Annotated in this window: 11 protein-coding genes; 9 read left to right on the top strand and 2 right to left on the bottom strand. The window is 66.6% G+C overall.

Features of this window, described 5'->3' with window-relative positions:
- Positions 1-485 precede the first annotated feature (485 nt).
- The 7 genes from AB0I16_RS14170 to AB0I16_RS14140 all read left to right on the top strand — a co-directional run bounded on the left by AB0I16_RS14170 (position 486) and on the right by AB0I16_RS14140 (position 9,192).
- Positions 486-1,541 carry a restriction endonuclease gene (locus AB0I16_RS14170; RefSeq protein WP_363249638.1) on the top strand — a complete coding sequence of 352 codons (1,056 nt, stop codon included), beginning with the start codon at positions 486-488 and terminating at the stop codon, positions 1,539-1,541.
- A gap of 1,054 nt (positions 1,542-2,595) precedes the next feature.
- On the top strand, positions 2,596-3,135 hold the full coding sequence (locus AB0I16_RS14165; RefSeq protein ID WP_363249712.1) for a GNAT family N-acetyltransferase: 540 nt from the start codon (positions 2,596-2,598) through the stop codon (positions 3,133-3,135).
- A 438-nt stretch (positions 3,136-3,573) separates the two neighbouring features.
- On the top strand, positions 3,574-4,725 hold the full coding sequence (locus AB0I16_RS14160) for a tyrosine-type recombinase/integrase (protein WP_363249637.1): 1,152 nt from the start codon (positions 3,574-3,576) through the stop codon (positions 4,723-4,725).
- Entirely contained in the window at positions 4,722-7,346 is a 2,625-nt protein-coding gene (locus AB0I16_RS14155; protein WP_363249636.1) for a site-specific integrase, read from the top strand. Before AB0I16_RS14160 ends, AB0I16_RS14155 begins: the two co-directional genes overlap by 4 nt.
- Entirely contained in the window at positions 7,343-7,930 is a 588-nt protein-coding gene (locus tag AB0I16_RS14150) for a DUF6262 family protein (RefSeq protein WP_363249635.1), read from the top strand. Before AB0I16_RS14155 ends, AB0I16_RS14150 begins: the two co-directional genes overlap by 4 nt.
- A gap of 69 nt (positions 7,931-7,999) precedes the next feature.
- Positions 8,000-8,575 carry a hypothetical protein gene (locus AB0I16_RS14145; protein WP_363249634.1) on the top strand — a complete coding sequence of 192 codons (576 nt, stop codon included), beginning with the start codon at positions 8,000-8,002 and terminating at the stop codon, positions 8,573-8,575.
- A 110-nt stretch (positions 8,576-8,685) separates the two neighbouring features.
- The gene (locus AB0I16_RS14140) at positions 8,686-9,192 is read left to right on the top strand and encodes a hypothetical protein (RefSeq protein ID WP_363249711.1); all 507 of its coding nucleotides are present in this window, start codon (positions 8,686-8,688) and stop codon (positions 9,190-9,192) included.
- Between the two features lie 112 nt (positions 9,193-9,304).
- Here the strand turns inward: AB0I16_RS14140 and AB0I16_RS14135 are convergent, their stop codons facing one another.
- Positions 9,305-9,937 (bottom strand): HAD-IA family hydrolase, encoded by a 633-nt coding sequence (locus AB0I16_RS14135; protein ID WP_363249633.1) that lies wholly within the window; start codon positions 9,935-9,937, stop codon positions 9,305-9,307.
- Between the two features lie 173 nt (positions 9,938-10,110).
- Between AB0I16_RS14135 and AB0I16_RS14130 the strand changes: the two genes are divergently transcribed.
- The gene (locus AB0I16_RS14130) at positions 10,111-10,275 is read left to right on the top strand and encodes a helix-turn-helix transcriptional regulator (protein WP_363249632.1); all 165 of its coding nucleotides are present in this window, start codon (positions 10,111-10,113) and stop codon (positions 10,273-10,275) included.
- Between the two features lie 92 nt (positions 10,276-10,367).
- Positions 10,368-10,964, top strand: a complete 597-nt coding sequence (locus AB0I16_RS14125) for a hypothetical protein (RefSeq protein WP_363249630.1) — start codon at positions 10,368-10,370, stop codon at positions 10,962-10,964.
- Here AB0I16_RS14125 and AB0I16_RS14120 read toward each other — a convergent pair.
- Entirely contained in the window at positions 10,939-12,024 is a 1,086-nt protein-coding gene (locus AB0I16_RS14120; RefSeq protein WP_363249629.1) for an integrase core domain-containing protein, read from the bottom strand. The genes AB0I16_RS14125 and AB0I16_RS14120 overlap by 26 nt on opposite strands.
- Positions 12,025-12,080 lie beyond the last annotated feature (56 nt).

The following is a 12,080-nucleotide window of genomic DNA, read 5'->3' as shown; positions in this document are numbered from 1 at the left end:
TAGGCGCAATCGGCGCAGGATCTAGCGGGGGATGCATCAGTAGAGCGGCGAGAACCCCCCCGGTTTTCCGGGGGAAAAACTGCACAAGATACGCGCCGAGTTGTTGCTCAAGGACGAGGAGGTGATGATGCGGGGAGAGGATCTCCGTCTCCGTGTCGCGTTCGCTCATCGGCTACAACGCAGCGCGCCAAACGGTTGGTGACAGTCAAGTAGGCAAGGCGAAGCAGCATAAGTGTGCCTTTTGATGCACAGTTGAAGACGTGCCTGAGCTGAATGGTTGGCGTACCCGGCAGACGCAGAGTCGATTGCCAAGACGAATGCGTCACAGACCACCTGGGAAGCAGGCTGGCGTACCAGCGCGAACAGCGTGGAACAGCACCCCCTTCTGTGATCGCGTCCTTGGTGGCACCCAGAAGGCGGATCGGTTGGGCATGACGCGGCATCACTTAGGCTTGCCCTCGGCGTGAAACATCCGAGGGGGGACCTTGAGTATCGATTCGAGCACGGCGCGGCCGACCACTCGACGACCGGCGTCACCGAGGGCGGAGTTCGGGCAGGCCCTGCTGCCCGGTACAGAGACAGGCACCGAGGGCATGCGTCAGCGGCTGATGATCCTGCAAGGCAGGCTCAAACGCTGCGCTACGGTGTTGCAGACTCACCAGGAGACCGTCACCCGCGCCCCGCGAACTGATGTCCTTGCTCTCGACCTGGTGCAGGATGATCAACGCCTCCTGCGCGACGTGCAGCAGTGTGACGACGTAGCCGGCGAAATCGGTGACGCGCTCACCGCATTCTTCCAGGAGCTCATGGCGGCCGACCTGAAGTCTGTCCGGCGCTGGCAAGAAGCCGAGCGTCTTTCCGATCGGATCGGAGCCTCACCCCCGTACTCCCCGGGTTGGAGCTCGGCGGACGAGATCTCGGAGACCTTCGCTCACGCCTCGTCGCCGCTGCTGAGGGTGGAGGGCGGAAGTCTCTTTGGGGCGACCCCCTTGTTCGTCAAGCGCTACGCCGAGCACGCGACGTTTACCCGCACCATGTACAAGGACGTCACCTCGCGGTTGGTGACGCTCCGGCAGGTGGTCCAGGAGGCCCTCGACGGCCCCCTTCTTCGGGAGCCCACGTTGATGGACTTGGAAAGGATCGACGAGCTGCACCACAGCCAGTTCGAGCAGCTGATCGCCGACCTCCTCAACCGCGACGGATACCGGATCATTCGCTCAGGTGGTGGTGCTGGCGACATGGGTGCCGATGTCCTCGCGACCGACCCCCTCGGGCGGTTCGTGATGGTGCAGGCGAAGCACTTCACCGGCGGTGGTGGTTCGGTTGGCCAGCCCGTCGTGCAGCACCTGTACGGCGGGTGCATGGCGACGCACCCCTCGACGTTGCCTGTCGTCGTGACGAATGGAAGGCTCACTGGCGGGGCGAAGGTGTGGGCGGCGGAACACTCACGGGCGCGGCTGATCGGCCGTGAGGAGTTGCGGCGGTGGGCGGAGGACGGGGAAAGCCTGGAGTCGGTCCTCAAGGGCACCGGGCTCGCATAGAGATCGCGCCTGCCTCAACATCGGGTGCCCCGTCCCCCAAGTGGTTCTATCGAGAACGGCGCCCGCTTGCCGGGGCGCCCGTGCAGTACTCCAAGGTGTTGGTGTCCACGGGGCCACTGCCGAGGGTCGCTCTGGGAAGCCGTGCATGGATGGCCTGCCCATGGCCGGTAGAGAGCGCATCCGCGCGTGGTGGCGCGCTGTGTGCGCGTACGGTCGACAGCGGTGGTGAACTGCTGGCAACAGCCGCTGCTGCACCCGCCTTCAGTGGATGGATTTACGTTGTACCGGTACTGACAGCCGTCAACGGCACGCTGTGGTGGTAGAGAGCTTGAGCGGGGAGCGCCCCTGGGGGTCAAGGGGTCGCAGGTTCAAATCCTGTCGTCTCGACTAGTTCGAACGATCGAACGTCGCAGGTGAAGGGCCGTTTTCGAACGGCCCTTTTTCTGTTTTTCCGGTGCTCCCAGCTGGGAGCGCGGGGGTGGGGGCATGCTCCCCTGTCCCCTTGTCTGTTTGCGCCCACTCGCGGCGCTGGCCGCATATTCGATTCCTTGCGCAGGCGTTCACATCCGTGTCCGTTTTGTGACCGTCGGCTCCTCGTCGATCGGGCGACGTCGTGGGTATGTGCTTGCGCTCTTGCCGCTGGCCGGGGGCGCTCCCACTGGGAGTAGGATCGGGAGCGGTGGCCCCATGTCCGGGGCGCTGGGTATGAGGGCATGCGAATCCTTGACCCCGTGTCCGATTGTGGATGCCCGGTTATGTCGGATTTCGGTGCTGGCTGTTGGGGGATGCATCGAGAGGTTGAACGCGGGGGAGCGCGGTAGGGGACTGCCGGGCGATGTGGGTGGTGCGGGGCGGCAGCTTGCATCCGTGGGTGGCCGTTGGCGGAGGTTGCGGGCGGTCGGCGGCTTTATTGGCCGTGCCGACGGAGAGCTCGACACGGTCGTCGCTGGGGCTTGGTTGGCCGCGGGATGGTGTGGTGGGCGGTGCTGGGCCTGGCTGACAAGAGGGACCGTAAGTCTTGATCGCCACTGAGGCCGCTGATTGGCTGTCCGCCATGAATTGTCTCGGACCCGTTGTGTGGCCGCCTGCACCGATCAAGACCGAGAGGCTCGTGCTGCGTGAGTCCGAGGCCAGGGACCGTGCGGCGTTCATCGAACTGCATGCCTCGCCGGAGGTGAACACCTACCTCGGCGGTCCCCGGCCGCGCGAGGAGCTTGAGGGCGAGATGCCCGAGGTGCCCGGGCGGCGGTCCGGGAGTTTCGTCGTCGATCTCGACGGGGTGATGATCGGGCAGGTCCTGCTCAGGAGAGTAACGGAGCACGTGTGCCCCGCTGCCGTGGGGAAGGTCGACCTCGGCTACCTGTTCCTGCCGCGGACGTGGGGCTTCGGGTATGCCGCCGAAGCGTGCGCGGCGGCACTGGACTGGCTCGAAGACGTCCTTCCGGGCGAGCCGGTGGTGCTCACCACTCAGACCGCCAACGCCCGCTCGATGCGCCTCGCGGCACAGCTGGGGTTCACCGAAGCGGAGCGGTTCCGGGCCTGGGACGCCGATCAGTGGCTCGGCTTGTGGGCCCCGGTCACGCCCTCCAGATGACTTCGCACTTGGTCAGGGTGAGGCTTTCACAGCGCCGTTGTCCTCTCCTGGCTGCTTGCCCGCGTATGGCGGCGTGCTGTTGTCAGTAGGTGCGGACGACCTCGTGCCGCGTGCGCCAGCGGGAGTTTCTCCCGGGCCTTCAAGTTTCCGGACAGCAAGCCCTTCGCCGCCCCAACGTCTTCCCGCAGCGGCACTATCCCACCCGCGCTTGCCGTCACGGACTCCGCTGCCATTACGGTGCCTTCGTGATCGACGCGATGCTGCCCCTGCTGCTCCTCGATGTGGACTTTACCGACCGCGGGTAGCACTGCCCGTGATGTCTGTCTGGGCCTGTGACTTGGGCGTCATGGGCTCGTTTACCGACCGGGAAACGTGGCGTCTGTCATGTTCCGGAGTCGGTACGGAGGACAAGTGGTACGGCACGTCGTGGTCGGGGACTTGAGGGTCCAACGGATCGAGAGGAAGGACGGGCGGAGGTCATGGACGATCGTGTGGCCCGAGGGCACGCTGCACACGGAGGCGGATCGGTTCCTGCGTGAGCACGAGGGTTCGGGCACGCAGAAGACCTACGCGTACTACCTGGTGGACCACCTGCGGTGGCTGGAGCGGGAGTGCCTGGCCTTCGCCACGGTCCAGCTGCGCGACCTGGAACGGTACATGGGGATTGTCGGTGCCGAGGTCCGCATGCCGCTCGGAGAACCGTGGCGGGTCGGCAAGCGCCCCTACGGCCGTTCCGCGCTATCGACCGCGGCAGCTTGCTTGAAGGGCTTCTACCTGTACCAGGCGTCCCTCGGCATCAACGGTGAGCTCGGCGAGAAGTTGGACAAGTCCCGGCTGCCGTCGCGGGTAGACCGACGTCGCTCGTTCCTCGGTCATGTGAAGTCGCCACTGTCCACGAACCCGCTGGCGCCGAAGGGGCCGCACCGCCGGCACCCGAAGATGCTGCCGGATGGGGCGAGGGAGAGGCTGCTGGAGACGGTGAGCGCTGCCCGCGACCGGCTGGTCGTGGACTGGCTCGCCGACGGGGGCCTGCGGATCGGCGAGCTGTGCGGGCTGCACCTGGTCGACCTGCACCTGCGGGAGAACGCTGCCTGCGGCGAGTGCCGCACCCCGCATCTGCATGTCTGCCACCGGCCCGGCAACCCGAACTGGGCCGAGGCCAAGACCAAGCACCCGTGGCGGGTCGAGCGAGGGACGGTCACCGGCGGGCTGATTAAGCGCGTCAGCCCGGCCATGGTGCACTCCTACTTCGAGTACATCACCACCGAGTACCCGCGCGGCGCCCGGCACGGCATGCTCCTGGTCCAGCTGCACGGCGCCGATACGGGCCAGCCGTGGGCGCCGGTCGGCGCCCGCCGGATGCTCGGCCGGGCCGGGAAACGCGCTGGTCTGGGGCTGGTGAAACCCCATGCCTTCCGGCACACCTTCACCTCGGCGGTTCTCGACGCCGCGGACGGCAACACGCTGATCGCCCGGGACGCGGGCGGCTGGGCCTCGGCCGCGATGGTCGATGAGGTCTACGGCCACGTCGACATCCACGATCCGGTCTTCGACGCTGCTCTGCGCACGGTCTGGGGTGAGGGCCGATGAAGCGCCGGGACGCGTTTTTGCTGCCCTTGCTGACCACGCACCAGAACCAGACGCGAATCGGCAGGGATCGCTTGGAGATCCTCACCGCGCTGACGGGCGCGCCCTCCTTCGACCCTCTGTTCCGTGACGACATCGTCCAGATCCCGCCAGGGCACCAGACGTATCGGTGGTTCTGCCGGGTCACCGACTGCCAGCGTGCCACTGGCCTCGGCGACTTCTGCCACGCCCATCGCCAGGAGTGGCTCGCGGCCACGAAAGAAGGTGTCAGCAGGTCAGCCTTCCTGAGCTCTGCTGAACCATTGAGCCGGACAACCGAGCATGACGGGAATCTGGCCTGTCTGATCTGCCCCGGACGACCCGCGCGGGCAGGCCAGTACCGTCTCTGCAGATATCACCTTCAGAAATGGAGTCGGACGCGAGCTGGCCAGGAAGCCACACCCGACTTCGATGAGTGGGCCGCCGAGCAGAGTCCTGCTCAGGGGTTCGGGACCTGCACGGTGCTGGTCTGTCCTCTGCTGGCAGAGTCGCCGCTAGGACTGTGCCAGCGACACGCTCACGCCTACCGGAGGGCGGGTTCCCCCGGCGGCGCCTCCATTCCGGGCGGATCGTGGCGCGAGGGCCGGGCCGCTGTCAGCTACATCGACCACGTCCAGTTCCAGGCGTGGTGCAACAGAGAGATCGCGGTCTCCGTGCCCGCTCAGCTGAACTTGCGCGGGCTGAGGCCCCTGCCGCGAGCGGAAATCCAGTGGGGGTTGTTCACTCATACACAGCGGTCGCGTCCGGCCCGCTGGGATGTCACCGCGCTCCGCATGGTGGTGAACGCCTGCCGCGAGCAGGACGCGACCTCGATCGTCGATCTGGACCTTGCCTGCTTGACCAAGACCGCCAGCGGGATCGCGAAAGAGATCCTCCACGAGTTGCGCCTGGTCTATTTCACACCTGAGGAGGCCAAGCAGGCCGGATTCCTCGAAACGAGGCACTTCGGCATCAGCTATGAGAGCCGACTTGGGCACCTCAGCCTCACCGCGATCTCTCAAGGATGGCTGCGGGACATCACGTGGGACTACTTCGCTGAACTACTGGGCTCGCCGCGCTGCCCCAACAGCGCCCACACGCTTGACCAGATTCGTCGGGCGATGATCGAGCTGAGCGCTTTCATCGGGGTCGACGCCCCCGGCGGGGGCGTCGACCCCGCCGTCCTGGCGAAGGAACACGCCGACCGCTTCGTCGCAGATCAGCGGCATCGCGAGCGCCACGCGCTCCCGTCTCTGGCCATGGTCCGGGTTGATGGGAAGCCGAGCATCGTCACGACCGGCACGCGATCGGTGGTCTTCAACCACACCCGCAGGATCCTCCGCAAGGCGATGGACGATGGCGTGACCGATGCCATTGGCCTGGCCAGGGAGTTCGTCATCGCGTTGCCGAACGGCGGCGGCACCGCTTATCAGAAGCGGCGACGCCCGTTCGCCGACGAGGTGGCACGCGCACTGGCCGACGAACACAATCTCGCCGAGCTCACACGCGTCCACGATCCAGACGACGAGGGCGCCCGGGACATCTGGGAGATCCTCGTGGTCACAGGACGGCGGTTGGGGGAGGTCATTGAGCTCCGTTGGAAGTGCATCGGTCGGCTCAGCGGGCTCGCGATGCTCTGGCACGACCAGACCAAGGTCGGCAACTACGATGCGGCCATCCGCATCCCCGAGTCGCTCTTCGAGCGCATCGCCGACCGGCAGCGCAAGACGCTCGCCCGGTTCGCCGACGATCACGGCTACACCCCCACGGGCAAGGAACGTGACGGGCTCGCGCTGTTCCCCACCAACTACCGCAGCACCGACGGGACGATCGCGCTGAGCAGGCCGTGGTTCTACAGCCGTTTCCGTCCCTGGGTCGATGCCATGGACATCGGCCATTGCGTCCCCCACCAGGCCCGCCACACACTGGCCACCAGCCTCCTGCGCCAAGGCGCCACCCTCACCCACATTCGCCGCTATCTCGGACACGTTTCGGACCGGATGGCCGAGCATTACGTCCACCTCTCCAACACCGACCTGGAGAACGTGCTCCAGCATGTGTGGGTCGCCGGCCCCGGCACGGCCGCTCCTGGGGAGCTCCTCGCAGGAGACTCAGCCGAGGCACTCACCAAGGAGCAGGCCCTGGCCATCGCGGTCGACCTGGCCCGCCGCAGCACTCCGGCCGAGGGTGGCTTCTGCACCTTCCAGCCGGTCGTCGACGGCGACGCCTGCCCCTGGAACCTCGACTGCCACAACTGCGACAAGTTCATACTCTCCGGCGCGGACCTCCTCTACTGGCGACGCAAGCGGGAACAGTGGCGGCTGCTGGCCGAAGGCGCCCCGGACGACGCCACCGCCGACTACCTCCACCGCTACTTCGAACCCACCGCCCGCGCGATCGACGGCCTGGAGAAGGCCCTGGCAGGCCTCGGCCTCCTCGACGACGCCCTCGCCCTGGACCTACGCAAACCCCAGGACTACTTCCACCGCGTGTGGTCCACAGCCTTCCGTGCCGCCGACCTCGCCGACGCAGGCAGCAACGAGGATGACGAGTACAGCAATACGGGCACAACCGACGGCGACGAGCTCGAACAGGACATCGCATGAAGACCGCTGCCGTTCCAGAACCCCGCACTGCCGCTGCCCTGGCCGCCCGTCGCCACAAGACCGAGACCGCCCTCCAGCGGGTCCGCGAAGCCATCACCCGCCTCCGGCGTGAGAAGGCCCAGGTCAGCGTCGCCGCCGTCGCCCGTCGCGCGGACGTCTCGCGCACCTTTCTCTATGACAACGCCGAGGCCCGAACCATGGTCGCCACCGCGATGGCCGAGGCTGGAGACCGCCGGACCCAGTTGCTCACCGACCAGGACGACGAGCGCGAGGCGACCTGGCGCGAACGGGCCCTGAACGCTGAGGAAGGTCTCAAGACCGCCCAGGCCGAGATCCTCACCCAGCGCACCCACATCGGTGAACTCCTGGGCCAAATCCGGGACTTGGAAGCCGAGTGGACTGAAGAGGCCATCCAACGGATCACCACCGAGAACACCACCCTCAAACAACGCGTCCGCCAGCTCACGACCGACAACCGCACCCTCGACGAGCGGCTCAAGGCCGCCCGCTCCAACCTCCGCTTCCAGGACCGCCGCGTCGCCGACCTCGAAGCCCGCCTCACCGACCCGACGCCAGGGACCTGAGCGTCGCCCCGATCGTCCGCCGCACCCCCGACAGGAAATCTTCTGTCGGGGGTGCCTCACAATGTCGGCGTGGATTCAGTCTGGGGAACAGCCCTCATCGCCTTGGGCGGCACACTCGTTGGTGCCGCTGTCTCCCTGTTCGGAGGCATCTGGCAGCAGAGGCGGAACGAGAAGGTCTCCGAAGCGAACCGTCGGACAGCTCTGCGGGAGGCCAGCCTCGAACGTATCGCAGAAGAGCTCTTCGCCATCATCCGGCACGAGGAGTCGATCCCTCATCAACACACCCCAGCCCACGAACACTTGGCCTGGGAGAAGACGCTGCAGGAGCACCTGACCCGGATCGAGATGGCCACTCTGCGTATGGACGACCTGGAGCTGCTGGCCGCGATCCACGACATGTGCTCGTTGATCAAGGACTGGGACAGACTGCAGCCAGCCGCCTGGCCGCGTGAAGTGATGACGGGCGCACCCCAGCATGCAATCGCCAGCATCAGAGCACACCTGACGGGAATGCCCCTGCCCCGACCAGGTCGGGACATCCAGAAACTCCGGGCAGCACAAGAGGCTGCGGACGAGTACGAACGCGTGGCCGCCGAAGAAACACGCCTGGCCACGGAAGAAATGCGCCGGAACTCTTCAACCTGATCCAGCCCCGACCGAGCCGTCCCACGAGACCACTCGGACGAGCGACAGCAACGGGCCCAACTCGGCGTCACGGACATGTAGTCTATGCATTGTCGCAGTTCAGAGCCGGTATCCGAGCTCCTGCGGTCGGTAAAGTGGACGGTCCTCTCATTCCTTTCGGGGCGACACGAGAGCAGCTACCTCACGGATATCCGACCTACGACACCGGCATGCCCCCGGCTGCGGGCAGCAACCCGCTCATCACCCGGATCAACCCCGCACACGGGCCACGGCTGCGAGCCCTCCCGGGCGCTCTGGTGTGGGCCACGACCTGGATGGACGACGCGAACGAGGTCGTCGCCCCCTGGCTTGGCCTTTGCGAACTGCCCGTCGTGAACTGGCCGGACACTTCCGAGAATGCGGCGGGCGGATGCCACTGGAAGACCCACCCGCTGGTGGACTGGGCCGCCGGTCGCACCTTCGTATGGATCGACGACGAAATCACCGACCGAGACCGAACCTGGGTAGCGGCTCACCACCCCGGAGAAGCCCTCCTGCACCGCGTCGACCCGCGATACGGCCTCACGGACACCGACTTCGCCGACATCGACCAGTGGCTCCAGCTCCACCAGGGCTGACTACCCCACAAGCAAAACTCAGAATCTTCCCAGAAGAAGAGCCACACTCTGGTTCGACGTAGGGGAGAAGGCCAGCGGTGCGGGGTGGAGGGGTCCTTGAACGCCGCTCACGTCAGGCCGGGGCCGGGTCGAGGAGGAGCGAGTCCAGGATGGCCGCGGTGCCCGCGGGGTCAGTGGTGTGATGCACGGTGCGAATTCCGAGGGCTTCCGCCGGCGGCAGGTTCTCGGCGTGGTCATCCACGAACACGCACTCTGGCCCGGTCAGCTCCAGGGCATCGAGTGCCCGCTGATAGATGAGCGGGGAGGGCTTCCGCACGCCTTCCAGTTCCGACAGGATCACCGCGTCGAAGAAGGTAGTCCACATGCCCTTGTCCTCGTACGGGTTGTAGGGCTCGATCCCGAACGAGTTGCGGAGCATGGCTACCCTGATCCCAGCCGCGCGTGCTCGCTTCGCCGCGGCGACGATCAGAGGCTCGGGGTGCAGGTTGGCCAGAGCGCGCCGCATCAGGTCGGTGGGGTCGATGCCGAGGATGCCGCCGATGACACGGTTCCAGTCTTCCTGGGTGGCTTCTCCGATCTCCAGCGCCGCGTAGATCGCGACACCGTCGGGGTGCTCGTTCAGGGCGGCGAAGTAGGCACCAGGCGTCAGCCCCTCCGACCTCTCGAACGCCTGCCCGTTCAATCTCATGCGGGTGGTGAGCACACCGCCGAAGTCGAGGATCAGGCCACGGTATGGGGCTCGCAACGGCGGCCTCCTTGCCTTTCTGCTCGTACGTGTAAGCGGTCCCCCTGCCGCCGGGCGGCAGAGGGACCGTTGAGTGCCCTCCCTGAGGAGAGGCCTCCAGTATCACCTTGCCGGACGGGTGTGGGCATACGCTTGACACGAGTGCCCTGTCCCCTACGACGGGGGGTCAATCCATGATTGTTGAAGGAGAGTTGTTCAGCATCGGGCAGAGGATGAAGTGGTGGCGTGAGCGCCGGGGCTACTCCCAGAAGATGCTCGGGGATCTTATCGGCAGGCCAGAGAACTGGGTCTACAAGATCGAGAATGACCGGATGCCTTGGATCGGCTTCCCATCCTGATTGCGCTCAGTAAGGCTCTCCGGTGCAGACTGGAAGACCTGACTGGCGGCTGTGTGTCCGGAATCGCTACCGCGGGCACCGAGCATGAGCACGTGCCGCTCATCCGACAGGCCTTGTCCCTGCCAACGTCCCTGCTCCCGAACCGCGTCGGCTTGATCAGCGCCGATGACTTCGAGTCGTCCGTGGCGGATGCCTGGCGGGTCTACGAAACGCAGGCCGAAGGTCGGTACCGGGACGTAGGCGATCGGCTGCCCACTCTGCTGCGTCAAGGCCACGCCGCCCTGAGGGATGCCACGGCGGATCAGGAGGGCGCCGTCCTGCGGCAACTCATCAGTCTCTACGGCCTGCACCAGATTTGGCTGCGCCGCGTTGGTGAACCGACCCTCGCACGCGTCGCGGCCGACCGCGGCCTGGCCCTCGCGGACAATGCCGGAGACCCAGCTCTCCTCGCAGCAGCAGCCTGGAACCTGGCCTGTGTCCTCACCTCCGCCGGGGACGTAGAGGACAGCTACGAACTGGCGCAGCAGGCCATCACCCAGTGTCGACCCCTGGATGACGCCAGCCCCGAGCACTGGTCCGCCTACGGCGCGCTGCACCTGCAAGGGGCCGTCGCCGCCGTGCGCGCGACGAAGGGTGTGGGGCTCGAAAAGTTATCGCTGCAGTTCAAGCGGCATGTCGGTACTCGTTGATTGCTCCGCTGAGGATCCGGGTGCGCAAGAGCTTGCGGGGCTCGAAACCATCCAGGACTGCTGGCTGTTCCTGGGCCTCGGGCGGTCGTTGATCGCGGGATCGGTGCGGCCGATGTCTGTTGTAGTGGTCCTGGTACTCGGCGAGGACCTGCCGGGCGTGGGCCTCGTTCAGGAGCAGAACGTGGTCGAGTGCTTCGCGGCGGATCGTGCCGATCACTCGCTCGCAGTGGGCGCTCATGCGCGGTGCTTGGGGTGCGCTGAGCGGCACGTCCATGCCTTTGGCTTCGAAGACGGCGTCGAAGGAGCCGGTGTACTTGCTGTCGCGGTCGCGGAGCACGAAGCGCAGCGACTCGACGCGGCTGCCCAGGTCATCGGCGGGATTGCGCGCCTGCTGGGTCGCCCATTGTGCGGTGGGGTGGGCGGTGACGCCGGTGATGTGGAGTCTGCGGGTGCCGTGTTCGAGGAACGCCAGCGCGTACAGCCGGCTGCCGATGATCGTGTCGACGTGGAAGAAGTCTGCCGCGATGATCCCCTCGGCCTGCGCGGTGAGGAATTCGCGCCAGCTCGGGCCGGTGCGGCGCGGGGCCGGGTCGATGCCGGCCTTGTGGAGGATCCCCCAAACCGTGGACGGCGCGATCGGGTGTCCCAGTCGGGCCGGTTCGCCCTGGATCCGCCGGTGGCCCCACCGCGGATTCTCCTGCGCCAGGCGCAACACCAGCTTCTTGAGCGCGGCCGCCGTGGGTGGACGCCCGGTGCGTCGGCGCCGGGCGGAGTAGTCCCACTTCTTGGCGATCAGCCTGCGGTGCCAGGCCAGTAGCGTCCCCGGCGTGACCGCGAAGACGCTGCTCCAGCAGCGGCGCGGTATCAGCGACGACAACGCGGCCAGCCAGAACCGGCCCGCGGGCTCGTAGCGGACCGGACCGCTGAGTTGGCGTCGCAACACCGAGTTGTCGTGCTGCAGCACCAGCAGTTCGGCGTCCTTGGCCGTGTCCCGGCGCAGCAGGACCGCGGGTATGGACAGCAGCGCCCGGGTGGCCCGGTACGGCATTGAGGTGATCACACGTGCAGCATCCCAGCCACCGCGGCGGGCCTGGCACGTAGGCTCCCACCTGCAGC

The organism is Streptomyces sp. NPDC050703 (genome assembly GCF_040654435.1).
Taxonomy (GTDB): domain Bacteria; phylum Actinomycetota; class Actinomycetes; order Streptomycetales; family Streptomycetaceae; genus Streptomyces.
This window is presented reverse-complemented; position numbering and strand designations above follow the sequence as displayed.